This is a genomic window from Streptomyces sp. NPDC002386 (assembly GCF_053593175.1).
The window spans coordinates 319,773-336,202 of the sequence record NZ_JBSFBX010000007.1; the positions used below are offsets into that span (position 1 = coordinate 319,773).

At 69.2% G+C, this 16,430-nt stretch carries 9 protein-coding genes; 8 read left to right on the plus strand and 1 reads right to left on the minus strand.

Going from position 1 to position 16,430, the window contains the following annotated elements; genetic code table 11:
• The first annotated feature begins 271 nt into the window (after positions 1–271).
• On the plus strand, positions 272–3,538 hold the full coding sequence (locus ACWCPN_RS16990; protein WP_451206535.1) for a GH92 family glycosyl hydrolase: 3,267 nt from the start codon (positions 272–274) through the stop codon (positions 3,536–3,538).
• A gap of 58 nt (positions 3,539–3,596) precedes the next feature.
• Here ACWCPN_RS16990 and ACWCPN_RS16995 read toward each other — a convergent pair whose 3' ends face one another.
• A complete protein-coding gene (locus ACWCPN_RS16995; RefSeq protein WP_451206538.1) occupies positions 3,597–7,400 on the minus strand; it encodes a GH92 family glycosyl hydrolase in 3,804 nt (1,267 codons plus the stop codon).
• 339 nt (positions 7,401–7,739) lie between these two features.
• On the opposite strand from ACWCPN_RS16995, the gene ngcE reads away from it, so the two are divergent.
• The 7 genes from ngcE (at position 7,740) to ACWCPN_RS17030 (ending at position 16,364) form a co-directional block, all read left to right on the plus strand.
• Positions 7,740–9,185 carry an N-acetylglucosamine/diacetylchitobiose ABC transporter substrate-binding protein gene (gene ngcE / locus ACWCPN_RS17000; RefSeq protein ID WP_199212460.1) on the plus strand — a complete coding sequence of 482 codons (1,446 nt, stop codon included), beginning with the start codon at positions 7,740–7,742 and terminating at the stop codon, positions 9,183–9,185.
• A 59-nt stretch (positions 9,186–9,244) separates the two neighbouring features.
• Positions 9,245–10,171, plus strand: coding sequence for a carbohydrate ABC transporter permease (locus ACWCPN_RS17005; RefSeq protein ID WP_451206540.1), 927 nt, complete (start codon positions 9,245–9,247; stop codon positions 10,169–10,171).
• A gap of 4 nt (positions 10,172–10,175) precedes the next feature.
• On the plus strand, positions 10,176–11,099 hold the full coding sequence (locus ACWCPN_RS17010; RefSeq protein WP_392293369.1) for a carbohydrate ABC transporter permease: 924 nt from the start codon (positions 10,176–10,178) through the stop codon (positions 11,097–11,099).
• Positions 11,100–11,622: 523 nt separating this feature from the next.
• Entirely contained in the window at positions 11,623–12,834 is a 1,212-nt protein-coding gene (locus ACWCPN_RS17015) for an ROK family transcriptional regulator (protein ID WP_199212465.1), read from the plus strand.
• 133 nt (positions 12,835–12,967) lie between these two features.
• Positions 12,968–14,071 carry a sugar ABC transporter substrate-binding protein gene (locus ACWCPN_RS17020; protein WP_451206667.1) on the plus strand — a complete coding sequence of 368 codons (1,104 nt, stop codon included), beginning with the start codon at positions 12,968–12,970 and terminating at the stop codon, positions 14,069–14,071.
• A gap of 191 nt (positions 14,072–14,262) precedes the next feature.
• On the plus strand, positions 14,263–15,054 hold the full coding sequence (locus ACWCPN_RS17025; protein ID WP_199212467.1) for an ATP-binding cassette domain-containing protein: 792 nt from the start codon (positions 14,263–14,265) through the stop codon (positions 15,052–15,054).
• Entirely contained in the window at positions 15,051–16,364 is a 1,314-nt protein-coding gene (locus ACWCPN_RS17030) for a sugar ABC transporter permease (protein ID WP_451206545.1), read from the plus strand. The genes ACWCPN_RS17025 and ACWCPN_RS17030 overlap by 4 nt, the downstream gene beginning before the upstream one ends.
• Positions 16,365–16,430 lie beyond the last annotated feature (66 nt).

The window sequence follows — 16,430 nt, forward strand, 5'->3', positions numbered from 1 at the left end:
CTGTCCGGGTGGTGCTGGCTTGTGGCGGCCGGCCCGTGGGCCGGCCTCGACCGAGTGGAGCGCGACAACGTTGTCTTATGGTCCGTACATGACTCTACCGCGCCAACGGACAACGATGTCAACCCACTTGGGATGACCCGGTCGGGTGATACCGGCGCGTGCCCGCGGGGGAGTACGCGGTCTTCCGTGTTACCGGTGGCGCGCGTTACTGTCCCTGCGGCTTGTGCGACCTGTGGTGCGCGACCCGTCCATCCCGAGGAAGGGCCGCGTCATGCGTTTCCGTCCCACGTCCCTGCTGCTGGCCGCGGTCCTCGCGACCGGCGGGGCCACCCCCGCCCTCGCGGCGACCGCAGCACCCCCCGAACTCGTCAAGGACCCGACCCCGTACGTCGACCCGCTGATCGGCACGAAGAACGGCGGCAACGTCTTCCCGGGCGCCGTGGTGCCGTTCGGCATGCTCTCCTGGAGCCCGGAGAACACCAGAGGCGACGCCACCCGCACCGCCGCGCCCGGCGGCTACCAGTACGACGCCACCCGCATCCGGGGCTTCAGCCTGACCCACATGTCCGGCACCGGCTGCGCCGGGGGCAGCGGCGACATCCCGTTCTTCCCGTACGCGGGCGAGGTCACGTCCTCCCCGGCGAGCGACACCAAGGACGCCGTCTACGCCTCGGACTTCCGGCACTCCGACGAGAGCGCCGGGCCCGGGCACTACAAGGTGGGCCTCGCCTCCGGCGTCACCGCCGACCTCACGGCGACCGCCCGCACCGGCTCGGCCCGCTTCACCTACCCCGCGGACAAGCCCGCCTCACTGCTCGTGCGCACCGCCAACTCAGAGGTGGGCTCCGAGGATTCGTCGGTCACCATCGACCCGGTCACCCGTACCGTCTCCGGCTCCGTCACCTCCGGCGACTTCTGCGGCTACCTCGACCCGGAGGGGCAGCGCTCCTACTACACCCTGTACTTCACCGCCCGCTTCGACCGCGCCTTCAAGGCCACCGGCACCTGGCAGGACGACAAGCTCCAGGCTGGCTCCACTGGGGCCACCGGCGGCACCGGCGGCTTCTCGCACGGCGGCCGGCCCGTGGCGGGCAAGGGCGCCGGCGGCTACGTCGAGTTCGCGCCCGGCACCGGGCCGGTGAACGTCAAGGTCGGCGTCTCCTACGTCAGCCGGGCCGCCGCGGCGGCCAACCTCACGGCGGAGAACCCCGCGAAGCGGTCCTTCGACGAGGTCGCGGACGCGGCCCGCCGGGCCTGGCGCGACCGGCTCGCGGCCGTCCGGGTCGGCGGCGGCACGGACGCCGAACGCACCACCTTCTACACCGCCCTCTACCACTCACTGCTGCACCCCAACGTCATCAGCGACGCCGACGGCCGCTACCGGGGCGGCGACGGCAAGGTGCACCGGACCGGCCGCGGCCACCGCGCCCAGTACGGCACCTTCTCCGGCTGGGACGTCTACCGCGACCAGGTGCAGCTGCTGACCCTGCTCGACCCGGACACGGGGTCCGACATAGCCCAGTCGCTGTACGAACTCGCCCGGCAGAACGGCGGCGTCTGGGACCGCTGGCTGCACGGCGCGAGCGGCACCCACGTCATGAACGGTGACCCCGCGCCGACCGCCCTGGCCGGCATCCGCGCCTTCGGCGGCACCGGCTTCGACCTCAGGGGCGCGCTGCACTCACTGGTGAAGGCGGCGACCGTGCCCACGGCCGAGGACCTGTCGGCGGCCGGCAAGCCGGTGCTGTCGGTGGGTCAGCGTCCGTCGCTCGACAAGTACCTGAAGCTGCACTACATGCCGAGCGTCTCCAACGCCTGGGGCGGCGCCGCCGAGACCCTGGAGATGTCCACCGCCGACTTCTCCCTCGCCCAACTGGCCACCGCGGCGGGCGAGAAGGACACGGCCGCAGCCTTCGGCCGCCGGGCCCAGTGGTGGCAGAACAACTTCAACCTCGCGGCCGCCCAGGACGGCGGCTACATCGCCAACCGCAAGGCCGACGGGAGCTGGGTCACCGGCTTCACCCCCGACACCGGAAACGGCTTCGTGGAGGGCTCGGCCGCCCAGTACACCTGGATGGTCCAGCACAACCCGGCCGGGCTCTTCGCGGCGATGGGCGGCACCGGCAAGGCGCTCGGCCGCCTCGACACCTTCTTCCACAACGCCGACGGGAGCTGGGCCCTGGCCGGCAAGGGCGGCGCCAAGTCCGAACTGGACAACGAACCGTCCATCAACGTGCCCTACCTGTACGACTACGCCGGAGCCCCGTACAAGGCGCAGGAGACCGTACGCGCGGCGATGCGGCAGCTCTGGTCGACCGAGCCGGGCGGCATCCCCGGCAACGACGACCTCGGCGCCATGTCGTCCTGGTACGTCTTCTCCGCGCTCGGCATGTATCCGCAGGTGCCCTCCCGCGCCGAACTCGTGCTGGCCTCACCGCTGTTCGAGCGGGTGGAGATCGACCGCCCGCACGGCAACGACATCTCCGTCCGGGCCACCGGAGCGGCCGCCGACGCCCCGTACGTACGGTCCCTGAAGGTCGACGGCCGCGCCGGCGACCGCCCCTGGCTGCCCGCCTCCTTCGTCCGTGACGGCGGCCGGCTGGACTACACCCTGTCCGCCACCCCGGACCGCACCTGGGGCGCGTCCTCCCCGCCGCCGTCCTTCCGGGAGGGCGAGCAGCCGTACCAGATCGGTGTCGGCCCCACCACGGCCACGGTCGCACCCGGCGAGAGCACGGGCATCGCCATCCGGGCGCTGGCACTGAGCGGCGGCACCGGTCCCGAGGTGCGGTTCCGGGTCCGGACCCCGGCCGGCGTCACGGCCACGCCCGCCGAGGGCACGGTCACCGACGGCACGCGGCAGATCACCCTGGCCGCCGCGGCGGACGCCACCCAGGGCTTCTACGACGTCAAGGTCACGGTGACCTCCGGCGACACCTCCTACGACCAGCCGGTCTCGCTGACCGTGGCCGCTCCGGGCACCCTGCTGGCCGCCTACGACAACACGGGTGTCTCGGACGACCAGGGCGACCACGACGAGGCCGACTACGACGGCGGCGGCTGGAGCTACTCCCGCCAGGCCCTTGCCGCGGCCGGTCTGACCCCGGGCGGCCACGGCACGGTGGACGGTCTCTCCTTCACCTGGCCGGACTCGCCCGCCGGCCGCCCGGACAACGCCTCGGCCGCCGGCCAGACGATCGAACTCGCCGAGCCCGCGGCCAGGTTGTCCTTCCTCGGCAGCGCCGTCAACGGCAACCAGCAGACCAAGGCCACCGTGACCTACACCGACGGCACCACCGGCACCGTCGACCTCGCCTTCACCGACTGGACCGTCGGCGGCGGGGGCGGCACCGTGGCCTACGGCAACGAGGTGGTCGCGAAGGCGGCGTACCGCAACGTCGCGGGCGCCGACAAGGACCCGGTGGCGACCTACGTCTTCGCCACGAAGCCCGTCGCGGCCCCCGACGGCAGGACCATCCGCAGCGTGACCCTCCCGCACGACGCCGATCTGCACGTCTTCACCCTCGCCACCGGCTGAGCGCACACACGCGAAGGGGGCGGACCCGGTCGGGTCCGCCCCCTGAGTCATGCGCCGGTCAGCCCAGCAGCTCCACCTCCGACAGCGTCGCCTCGCCGTCGAGGACCAGGCGGTACTTCGCGTAGGTGCCCGGGGCGGCGATGTCGAACGCCCTGGTCTGCCGGTCCCAACGGAACGATTCGCCGGAGCGGTGGTCCAGGGTCTTCCAGGTCGTGCCGTCCGCGGACCCCTGCAGGGTCCAGCCGGACGGTGCCCTGGTGTGGTCCGCCGCCGAGGTCAGCGTGTACTGCGCCGGCCTGGCACCGTCCGCGGCCGGCAGGTCCACCGTGGTGACCGCCGCGCTCGTGGCCGACGTGTCGTCGAACAGCGCGCCGTCGCCCTTCAGCACGTCCGCGCGGGGCGCCGGCACCTTGTCGTCCTGGGTGACGGAGACCGGCGCCGCCTTCGCGCCCGTGCCCCACGTCGAGGGCTTGGACCCCATGAAGAACTCCAGCTCCCCGCCCTTGGAGAGCAGCGAGTGGGGGAGCGAGGTGGAGGTCCAGGGGCTGCCGTTCACCTTCACGCCCTGCACGTACACGTTCTTCGCGCTGTTGCGGGGCGCCTTGATCACCAGGTCGCGGCCGTTCTCCAGGTGCACGGTCGCCTTCTTGAACAGCGGGGAGCCGATGGCGTACTCACCGCCGCCCATGACCAGGGGGTAGAAGCCCAGCGAGGAGAAGAGGTACCAGGCCGACTGCTCGCCGTTGTCCTCGTCGCCGTGGTAGCCCTGGCCGATCTCGCTGCCCGTGTAGAGCCGGGACAGCGCCTCGCGCACGTGGGCCTGCGCCTTCCAGGGCTCACCGGCCGCGTCGTACATGTAGATGACGTGGTGCGCGACCTGGTTGGAGTGGCCGTACATGCCCATCCGGACGTCCCGCGCCTCGGTCATCTCGTGGATGACACCGCCGTAGGAGCCGACGTAGTCCGGGGAGGCCGTCTCGGGCGTGGCGAAGTACTCGTCGAGCTTGTCCGCGAGGCCCTGCCGGCCGCCGTACAGGTTGGCCAGGCCCCGGCTGTCCTGCGGGGCGGTGAAGGCGTAGCCCCAGCCGTTGGTCTCCGTGTAGTCGTAGCCCCACACGCGCGGGTCGTACTTCGAGGAGTCCAGGCGCCAGCCGCCCTTGGCGTCACGGCCCTGGAAGAAGCCCGCCTTGGAGTCGAAGAGGTTCACGTAGTCCCGGGCGCGGTTGAGGAAGTACCGCGACTCCTCCTTGTAGCGCTTCTCGCCCGTCTTCCTGTACAGGGCCTCGCCCATCCTGGCGATGCCGTAGTCGTTGACGTAGCCCTCCATCGCCCACGACAGGCCCTCGTGCGTGTCGGTGCTGGTGTAGCCGAGGAACGGCGAGGTGCTCATTCCCTTGCGGCCCACGCCCGAGGCCGGGGGCACGACCGTGGCGTTCTTGACCGCCGCGTCGTACGCCGCCTTCGCGTCGAACTTCACGCCCTTGACGTACGCGTCGGCGAACGCGACGTCCGAGGAGGTGCCGGTCATCAGGTCGGCGTAGCCGGGGGAGGACCAGCGGGAGGTCCAGCCGCCGTCCTTGTACTGCTGCACGAACCCGTCGACCATCTCACCCGCCTGCGACGGGGTCAGGAACGAGTAGGCGGGCCACGTGGTCCGGTACGTGTCCCAGAAACCGTTGTTGACGTACACCTTGCCGTCCACGATCTTCGCGCCGGTGTGCGTCGGGGAGTCCGGGCCCGGCATGGGGGAGAAGGGAGAGGCGTACCGGTCCTTGCCGCCGACCTTCTCGAAGCCCGAGTTCGGGTACAGGTACAGCCGGTACATGCTGGAGTAGAGCGTGGTCAGCTGGTCCGGGGCAGCGCCCTCCACCTCGACCTTGCCGAGCAGGTCGTCCCAGGCGCGCTGGGCCCGGTCCTTCACCGTGCCGAAGGAGGTGCCGTCCGGGATCTCCTGCGCCAGGTTGTCCTTCGCCTGGTCCACGCTGATCAGCGAGGTCGCGAGCCGCAGGGTGACCGTGTGGTCCGAACCCGCGTCGAAGCGCAGGAAGCCCTTCACCCCGGCGGAGTCGCCGCCGGTCACCGGCTTGTCGAACCGGCCGTACACGAACAGCCGGGTCGCGCCCGTGGACAGGCCCGACTTCACGTCCGAGTAGCCGGTGACGACACCGTGCTCCTTGTCCAGGGTCAGCCCCGCCTGCTCGGTCACGTTGTCGAACACCACGCTCGCGTCGTCACCCGGGTAGGTGAAGCGCAGCGCGGCGGCGTGGTCGGTCGGGGCTATCTCCGCCTTGAGCCCGTTCTCGAACCGGACGCCGTAGTAGTACGGCCGCGCGGTCTCGTTCTCGTGCCGGAAGGCCAGCTCGCGCGCCTCACGGCCGGTGTCCGGGGTGCCGGACGCGGCCGACGGCATGAGCTGGAAGGTCTGCCGGTCACCCATCCAGGGGCTCGGCTCATGACTGGCGCTGAACGCCTGGATCGTCGGCAGGTTGTCGCCGTTGTTCGCATGTGCGTACTCGTAGAGCCAGCTCAGCGAAGAGGCGTTGGTGACCGGCGTCCAGAAGTTGAAGCCGTGCGGGACGGCCGTCGCCGGGAAGTTGTTGCCGCGCGAGAAGCTGCCGCTGGAGTTGGTGCCGCGGGTGGTCAGCGCGTAGTCCGACAGGTGCGCCTTCGGCTTCTCGGGCGCCACCGGCTTCAGGGCGACGTCGTCTATCCAGCCGCGGAACTTCGCGGGGCCGTCCGGCGAGTCGTACGCGACCAGTATCCGGTCCACCGTCTTGCCGGCCGCCACCGAGCCGATCCGGGAGGCCACGTTGTTCCACTGGTTGACGTAGAGCGCCTTCGACGCGCCCTGGCCGCGCGGTGTCAGCGCGAAGCCGTGCTGGTCGGTGGCACCGAGGCCGCTGAGGTAGGTGCCGTCCGTGAAGGCGAGGTCGACCGAGACGTTGGTGGCGTCGTAGTCGCGGTCGCCGTCGGCCATCGAGGGGAAGACGCGGTAGGACAGCCGGGTGTCGCCGCCGACCCGCACGTTCACGTCGAAGACCTTGTTGTACGAGTACGCCCGCCCGTCCGCCGTGTGCCGTCCGGCGTAGCGCAGGGCACGCTTTCCGGTGAATCCGGCGCCCGCCTTGGCCGTGGGCGAGCCGATCGGCCCCTTGTCGACCAGGGACAGCATGTCCTGGGGCACCGTGGTGTCCCCGCCGCCGGTGGAGAACTGCACGTCGGCGAGTTGCAGGAGGCCCGAGGCGCCGTTGTTCGCGGTCACGTCGAGCCGGAAGTGCTGGTACTCGGCGGGCTCGGCCAGATCGTACGATTTCGTCTGGAACCGCTCCTTGAAGCTCTCACCCGAGCGGGTGTCGAGCGCCTTCCAGTCCTTGCCGTCCGCCGAGCCCTGGAGCGTCCAGTCCTTCGGGTCGCGCTCGGCGTAGTCGTTGGCCGAAGTGAGCGCGTACGTGACCAGCTTGACCGGCTTGTCCAGGTCGAACTCCACCCAGCCGGTGGGCTTGAAGGCCAGCCACTTGGTGCCGGGCTCGCCGTCGACGAGGTTCTCCTTCACCTCGCCGGCGCCCGCGTTCTCGTCGCTGGCCCGGACCTCGGTCACATGGTCGTCGACGTTGCCCGGGATACCGGTGCTGTAGCCGCCGTCCACGCCCGAGGCGCGCTTGCCCCCGTCCGCCGCGGTGTCCACGGTGTTCAGCCAGTCCGGCGCCGGATCGCCCGCTTCGAACGAGGATGCGAACTCCCGGTCGGCGGCCGGTGCCTTCGCCGGCAGGGCGACCGCCGCGCCCTGGGTGCCGGCGGCCATGACGAAGGCGGCCGTGAGGACGACCGCCGGACCGTTTCTGAGTCGACTTCTGCGCTGCATCTACAGCTTCCCCTCCTGCGTCACGTCGGACAACGTTGTCAGCTCGATGCGCAGGAACCAGTAGGTGGTCAAGTGGCCCATGATGTCAAGGGTGTTGAGCGTGGCATTCAGGGTCTTATGTCGCGAATTTTTCCGGCAGGGCGCCCACAGGCGCTTCATATTTCCGCGAGGTCTCAACTCGGAAAAGACCCAACGCGAACCTTGCATTCGATCTTGCTCCGCTGGCGGGAAGTGGACTATACCTGTCGGCGTTTCCCGCATGACCCTGCACTACCCGACAGCGGTGCCGGGGAGGATCCGGTTCACCGCCTGAGTCCTGGAGAAGGCGAGGACTTGAGCATGGGATCCACTGCGCACCACGGTGGCGAGGGCGTCGGCCGCCGCGATCTGATCAAGCGGTCGGCTGCGCTCGGCCTGGTGGCCGCCCCTGGAATGGGCCTGCTCTCCGCCTGCGCGAGCAGCGGCGGCGACGGACAGGACAAGGCGAAGGCCGGCAAGAAGACCGCGAAGAACCCGCTGGGCGTCAACGACGGCGCGAAGATGGAGTTCGTCCTCTTCGACGGCGGCTTCGGCAAGGAGTACGCCCAGGACGCGGTGAAGATCTACCAGAAGGACTTCCCCAAGGCCACGGTGAAGTTCTCCGCCACCCAGAAGATCCAGTCCACCCTGCAGCCCCGCTTCAACCAGGGCAACCCGCCGGACCTCATCGACAACTCCGGCGCCGAGCAGATGGACATGGGCGTGCTCGTCGGCAAGAACCAGCTCGCGGACCTCACCCCGCTGCTGGACGCGCCCTCGTTCGACGACCCGGGCAAGAAGGTCCGCGACACGCTGCGCCCGGGCATCGTGGAGATGGGCCAGTTCGACGGCGACAAGGTCTGGATCCTGTACTACGCCTACACGGTGTACGGCGTCTGGTACTCGCAGAAGGCCCTGGACTCGCTCGACGAGAAGTACCCGGAGACCTGGGACGAGATGCTCAAGGTCTGCGAGAAGGCCAAGAAGAAGGGCATGGCGGGCTGGACGTACGCGGGCAAGTACCCGTACTACCTCCCGTTCTCGCTGTACCCGATGATCGGCAAGGTCGGCGGCCGCGAGGTGCTGGACGCCATCGACAACCTGGAGCCGAACGCCTGGAAGCACCCGGCCGTCAAGGCCTGCTTCGAGGCCTACTACGAGCTCTACAAGAAGGGCTACGTCCTCAGGGGCACCCCGGGCCTGGACCACATCCAGTCGCAGACGGCGTGGGCCAAGGGCAAGGCGCTGTTCATCCCGAACGGCTCCTGGGTGGAGAACGAGTCGGCCAACGTCATGCCGGCCGACTTCAACCTCGCGGTCTCCGCGCCCACCGGCCTCGACGGCTCCGACAAGATGCCGTTCGGCACCATCTGGGCGTCCGGCGGCGAGCCCTTCGTCGTGCCGGCCAAGGCGGCGAACTCCGAGGGCGGCATGGAGCAGCTGCGCATCATGCTCTCCGAGGCCTCCTCGAAGAACTTCACCGCCAAGGTGAAGTCGCTGACCGCCTTCAACGGCGGCACCGACGGCATCACCCTCACCCCCGGCCTGAAGTCGGGCGTGGCGGCGCTGGACAAGGCCGGAGCCAACGTGGTGAATCCCCGGCTGCAGGACTGGTACGTGCAGCTCCAGAAGGAGAAGATCGGTGTGGCCGGGCTCGGCGAGATGATGGCCGGCCGCCTCACCCCGGCGGAGGCCATCAAGAAGATCCAGGGCTTCGCCGACGAGGCCGCGAAGGACACGTCGATCAAGCACTACAAGCACCAGTAGCCCGAAGTGAGGGCTCGTCACCAGCGGCAGCACCTGACCGGAGATCGGGGTCGGCAGTAATGCAGCACGGCAAGTACCGGTTCATCGTGGGGTTCCTCGCGGCACCCCTCGGGCTCTACGCGCTTTTCGTCGTATGGCCCTTCATCCAGTCCATCTACTACTCGTTCACGGACTGGACCGGACTGAGTCCCGAATTCAAGATGGTCGGCTTCGACAACTACCGGAGGATGTTCGACGACGACATCTTCTGGAAGTCGTTGCAGCACAGTCTGCTGTTCGCGCTGGTCCTGCCGCTGGTGACGATCGGTCTGGCGCTGTTCTTCGCCTTCATGATCAATGTGGGCGGACGGCGCCGGAGGGGCGGCCCGGTGATTTCCGGCGTCCGCGGTTCCGGCTTCTACAAAATCGTCTACTTCTTCCCGCAGGTGCTGTCGATCGCGATCGTCGCGCTGCTGTTCGCCTTCGCCTACAACCCGGACAGCGGCGCCATCAACTCGTTCCTGCGCGGAATCGGTCTGGACGGCGTCCAGCCCCTGTGGCTGGGCGATCCGGGCCTCGCCCTGTGGTGCGTGATGGCCGTGCTCGTCTGGTCCACGGTCGGCTTCTTCGTGGTGCTGTTCTCGGCGGGCATGGCGTCGATCCCGGCCGAGATGTACGAGGCGGCCCTGCTCGACGGGGCGAGCCGCGTCACCACGTTCTTCCGCATCACCCTGCCGCTGCTGTGGGACACCGTGCAGTCCGGCTGGGTCTACATGGGCATCCTCGCGCTCGGCGCCGAGTCCTTCGCGGTCGTCCAGATCATGACGACCGGGCCGGGCGGCCCCGACTACTCGACCACCGTGATGGTCCTGTACGTGTACCAGAAGGCGTTCCGGGACGGTCAGGCCGCCTACGCCACCACCATCGGCGTCGCCCTCCTCGTGGTCACGCTCGCCTTCGCGGCGGTCGTGATGCGGCTGGGCCGTCGCGAGCGGCTGGAGTACTGAAGCGATGAAGACGACCGAGACCCCCGCCCCGCTGCCGGCCGAGTCCGGCGCGACCGTATCGAAGGTCGACGTGGCGCCGGCGCGGCCGGCCGTGGAGAAGAAGGAGGGCTCCGTCCTCAACGTCTTCTCGCACGGCATGCTGGTCCTGTGGGCGATCATGGTGGTCCTGCCGCTGCTGTGGGCGGTGATGACGTCCTTCAAGGACGACGCCTCCATCTTCGGCTCGCCCTGGTCGCTGCCGGACCGCCTGCACTTCGACAACTGGTCGAGGGCCTGGACCCAGGCCAACATGAGCGACTACTTCCTGAACACGATCCTGGTGGTCGGCGGTTCGCTCATCGGCACCCTGGTGCTCGGCTCCATGGCGGCCTACGTCCTGGCCCGCTTCGACTTCCCCGGCAACCGCTTCATCTACTTCCTGTTCATCGGCGGCATGAGCTTCCCGATCATGCTGGCGCTGGTCCCGCTGTTCTACGTGGTGAACAACATGGGCCTGCTGAACACCATCCACGGCCTGATCCTGGTCTACATCGCGTACTCGCTGCCGTTCACGGTCTTCTTCCTGACCGCCTTCTTCCGCACCCTGCCCACCTCGGTGGCGGAAGCGGCCTTCGTCGACGGCGCCTCGCACACGCGTACGTTCTTCCAGATCATGCTGCCGATGGCCAAGCCGGGCCTGATCAGCGTCGGCATCTTCAACTTCTTGGGCCAGTGGAACCAGTACATGCTGCCCACGGTCCTCAACACCGACCCCGACAAGCGCGTCCTCACCCAGGGCCTGGTCCAGCTCGCGGTCAGCCAGGGCTACAAGGGCGACTGGTCCGGGTTGTTCGCCGGCCTGGTGATGGCGATGCTGCCGGTCCTGGCGGCGTACATCGTCTTCCAGCGCCAGGTGGTGGCCGGACTGACGGCGGGGGCCCTGAAGTAGCGGCAGGCCCGCCGACGGGCCCGGGCGTCCCGCGCGGGGGCGCCCGGGCCCGTCCCCTTTCCGCCGCCGTCCCGACGGCCCCCGGGCCCCGCCCGCGGGGTCCCGGCGGCGCGGCCGTCCCGCACGCCCGCGCCGCCGCGCGCTTCGCACTCGCGATTCGCTCCGCCGGCCCCACGGACCGACGTCACCCCGGGTCACGGACGGGTCACGGCGAGGAATCCGCATTCCGGGGCTGAACGATCCGCGCGGAGCCGCCCCCGGCGCGCGCCGGCCTCTCAGGCCCCCTCCCGGAGCACCCGCCCCGGCACCCTTCCGCCCTGCTCGCGGGTGGCCTGTACATGTCCGCCGGGTGTCCTGGGCGCAACAGTGAAAGCGAGAGCGATTTCCGTCAAGGACTTGACTGATGTAACCCGTACAGCCGAGCTTGGAGTTCACAACTTGTAAGTGGCCCGGTTCCGCGGATGTGACCTGGGCCACGGGCGGCACTGGGGCCGCCCGGCCGATGGCGGGAGTGGATGGGTCGATGGAGACTCCGGGGTCGCAGTCGTCGCTGCACCGAGCCAACCTGGAGCGAGTCGTGCGGGCCGTGCGGCTTGCCGGGTCGCTCACGCAGGCGGAGATCGCACGGACGACCGGCCTGTCCGCCGCGACGGTGTCCAACATCGTGCGGGAGCTCAAGGACGGCGGAACCGTCGAGGTCACGCCCACGTCGGCGGGCGGGCGGCGGGCCCGCAGCGTCTCGCTGAGCGGGGACGCCGGCATCGTGATCGGCGTGGACTTCGGGCACACCCACCTGCGCGTCGCGATCGGGAACCTCGCGCACCAGGTGCTGGCCGAGGAGTCCGAGCCGCTGGACGTGGACGCCTCGTCCACCCAGGGCTTCGACCGGGCCGAGGAGCTGGTCAACCGGCTGATCGCGGCCACCGGCGTGGACCGGACCAAGGTGGCCGGCGTGGGGCTCGGCGTGCCCGGCCCGATCGACGTGGAGTCGGGGACCCTGGGGTCCACCGCGATCCTGCCGGGCTGGGGCGGCACCAAGCCCGCCGAGGAGCTGCGCGAGCGGCTCGGCGTGCCCGTGCACGTGGACAACGACGCCAACCTCGGCGCGCTGGGCGAGCTGGTCTGGGGCAGCGGCAAGGGCGTCCGCGACCTGGCCTACATCAAGGTCGCCAGCGGTGTCGGCGCCGGTCTCGTGATCAATGGGAAGATCTATCGCGGCCCGGGCGGCACGGCTGGCGAAATCGGACATATTACACTCGACGAATCCGGCCCGGTCTGCCGATGCGGAAACCGTGGCTGCCTGGAGACTTTCACGGCCGCGCGCTATGTGCTTCCGCTGCTCCAGCCCAGCCACGGCACCGATCTGACCATGGAGGGCGTCGTACGGCTGGCCAGGGACGGAGACCCGGGCTGTCGTCGGGTGATCGCCGACGTCGGCCGCCACATCGGCAGTGGAGTGGCCAATCTCTGCAATCTGCTGAACCCGAGCCGGGTGGTCCTCGGTGGTGATCTCGCCGAGGCCGGAGAGCTCGTCCTCGGGCCCATCAGGGAGTCCGTCGGCCGCTACGCGATCCCCAGCGCGGCGCGTCAACTGTCCGTTCTTCCCGGGGCACTTGGGGGCCGTGCGGAGGTGCTCGGAGCGCTCGCTCTCGCACTCAGCGAGATGGGCGATTCGACCCTTCTGGACGGATCTGTCGCGGGCACGCTCGCGGCCGTCACCCCTGCCTTCACTTAGAGAACGGATGGCACCGTTGCCATCTCGTTAAGGATTTACTTCTTGACGTCGCACGTGTGGCCGAGTTGACTTCCAGCCACCTCGGCCGCAACGACGCGGCCTCGTCAGGGAGGTTTACAGAGTGAACACGCGTATGCGTCGTGCCGCCGTTGCCGTTGCCGCTGGTGCGATGGCCGTCTCGCTGGCCGCCTGTGGCAGTGCCAAGGAGTCCAAGGGAGACGACAGCTCTTCGGCGTCGTCCGCCAAGAAGGGCGACGACATCAAGGTCGGTCTCCTGCTTCCGGAGAACAAGACCGCCCGCTACGAGAAGTTCGACAAGCCCCTGATCACGAAGAAGATCCAGGAGCTGACGAACAACAAGGCGGAGATCCAGTACAACAACGCCCGCCAGGACGCGAACCTGCAGGCCCAGCAGGTCGACACCATGATCACCAATAAGGTGGACGTGCTGATCCTGGACGCGGTGGACGCCAAGGCGATCCAGAACTCGGTCCAGAAGGCCAAGGACGCCGGCATCAAGGTCGTCGCGTACGACCGTCTCGCCGAGGGCCCGATCAGCGCCTACACCTCGTTCGACAACGAAGAGGTCGGCAAGACCCAGGGTGAGGCCCTGCTGAAGGCGCTGGGCGGCAAGGCCTCCAAGTCCTCCAAGATCGTCATGGTCAACGGCTCGGTCACCGACCCGAACGCCGCCCAGTTCAAGAAGGGCGCGCACTCCGTCCTCGACGGCAAGGTCACCGTCGCCAAGGAGTACGACACCAAGGAGTGGTCGCCGGACAACGCCAACTCCGAGATGGAGGCGGCGATCTCCGCGGTCGGCAAGGGCAAGATCGCGGGTGTCTACTCCGCCAACGACGGCATGGCCGGCGGTATCATCACCGCCCTGAAGGCCGCGGGCATCTCCGTCCCGGTCACCGGCCAGGACGCCGAGCTGGCCGGTGTGCAGCGCATCGTCTCCGGTGAGCAGTACATGAGCGTCTACAAGCCGTACGCCCCCGAGGCCGAGGCCGCCGCCGAGATGGCCGTCGCCCTCGCCAAGGGCGAGAGCCTGGACTCCGTCGCCAAGGACAAGGTCTCCTCCGGCTCCGCCAAGGACGTCCCCTCGGTGCTGGTCCCGGTCACCGCGCTGACCAAGGACAACATCAACGACACCGTCATCAAGGACGGCGTCTACACCGTCGCCGACATCTGCACGGGCAAGTACAAGTCCGCCTGCGACAAGATCGGCCTGAAGTAAGCAGCACCAATTCCCGTCCCCCGTACCGGCGTTCGGTCCAGAACGCCGGTACCGGGCCGGACCGGGTGCTCCCAGGCTCCTCCGGTGCCCCGCGCATTCACGCAGCCCCGCAAGCTCGGCGCGGGGCGCCGGACGGAACTACCCCCCAAACTCTTCTGCACAACCTCCCGCCGGGTCAGGCGGCGAAGGAGATGGTTCACGTGTCCGCTACGCCCGTGCTGGCGTTGCGCGGGGTCTCCAAGCGGTTCGGTGCCGTTCAGGCGCTCACCGACGTAGAGCTTGAGGTCCACGCCGGTGAGGTGGTCGCCCTGGTGGGCGACAACGGCGCCGGAAAGTCCACGCTGGTCAAGACGATCGCCGGCGTGCACCCCATCGATGAGGGCGCCATCGAGTGGGCCGGCAAGCCCGTGTCGATCAGCCGTCCGCACGACGCCCAGGCCCTGGGCATCGCGACGGTCTACCAGGACCTCGCGCTGTGCGACAACATCGACGTCGTCGGCAACCTCTTCCTCGGCCGCGAGCTGAAGAAGTTCGGTGTCCTGGACGAGGTCGAGATGGAGCGCCGCGCCCGCGAGCTGCTCACCACGCTGTCGATCCGCATCCCCAGCGTCCGTATCCCGATCGCCTCGCTCTCCGGCGGTCAGCGCCAGACCGTGGCCATCGCCCGTTCGATGCTCGGTGACCCCAAGCTGGTCATCCTCGACGAGCCCACCGCCGCCCTCGGCGTCGAGCAGACCGCCCAGGTCCTCGACCTCGTGGAGCGTCTGCGCGAGCGCGGTCACGCCGTCATCCTCATCAGCCACAACATGGCGGACGTGAAGGCGGTGGCGGACAAGGTCGCCGTCCTGCGCCTCGGCCGCAACAACGGCGTCTTCGAGGTCAAGACGACCTCGCAGGAGGAGATCATCTCCGCCATCACCGGCGCCACCGACAACGCCGTGACCCGCCGTGCGGCGCGCACGAACGGGGAGGTTTCCAAGTGAGCGTCGACAAGACCTCCGCGAACGTCGACAAGACGTCCCAGCCCGGCGGGGACGCCCCCGTCGTGAACCCCGAGGCCGCCGCCGCCGCGGTCACCGCGGTCGACCCCCGGCTGCTGGTGCGCGAGCAGGGCCTGCTCGGCTACTGGACCGAGTTCAAGCGGAAGATGAAGGCCGGTGAGCTGGGTTCCCTCCCGGTGGTCCTGGGCCTCGCGATCATCTGCATCATCTTCCAGGTCCTGAACTCCGAGTTCCTCTCCGCGCAGAACATCAGCAACATCACGGTCACGATGGTCGGCACGGGCATGATCTCCGTCGGCATCGTCTTCGTGCTGCTGCTCGGTGAGATCGACCTGTCGGTCGGCTCGGTCAGCGGCGCGGCCAGCGCCCTCGCGGCCGTCCTCACGGTCAACCAGGGCTGGCCCGAGTGGGTGGCCGTCCTGGTCGCCATCGCCGCCGGTGCCCTCATCGGCTCGCTGCACGGCTTCTTCTTCGCGGTGCTCGGCGCCCCCGCCTTCGCCGTCACCCTGGCCGGTCTGCTGTTCTGGCTCGGCTTCATGCTGAAGGTGCTGGGCGAGGACGGCACGATCAACCTCGACAGCGACGGCCTGATCGGCAAGCTGACCACGTACACCTTCACCGACCTGGCCGCCGCCTACGGTCTGGCCGCCGTCGTGGTCGTGCTGTTCTTCGTCAGCTCCTTCCTCGGCAACCGGCGCCGCGAGGCCGCGGGCGTCCCGTCCCGGCCGCTCAGCGACACGGTCCTGCGCACCGTCCTGCTGGCCGTGGTCTCCTTCGCCGCGGCGTACATGTACAACCAGTACAAGGGCCTGCCGCTGGCCACGGTGATCTTCCTCGCCTTCCTGGTCGGCACGGACTTCCTGCTGCGCCGCACCTCCTACGGCCGCAAGATCTTCGCGCTCGGCGGCAGCGTCGAGGCCTCCCGGCGTGCGGGCATCAACGTCACCGCGGTGCGGATCTCCGTGTTCGCCATCTCCGGCGGGTTCGCCGCGATCGGCGGTCTGTTCCTGGCCTCCAAGATCGCCTCCGCCAACCAGAGCGCCGGCACCGGCGACCTGCTGATGAACGCGATCGCCGCGGCCGTCATCGGCGGCACCTCGCTCTTCGGTGGCCGTGGCCGCACCTGGAACGCCCTGCTGGGTGTGCTGGTGATCGTGTCCATCCAGTACGGTCTCCAGCTGGAGTCCATCGCGGAGCCGGTGAAGTACATGATCACCGCCGCGGTGCTGCTGACCACCGTGGTCATCGACTCCGTCACGCGCAAGACGCAGAAGACCGCGGGTCGCGCGTAGCGTCCCGGGTCCAGACAGTGCCCGGCACCGGAAGGTGCCGGGCACTGTCGTGTCCCGCAAACCCGG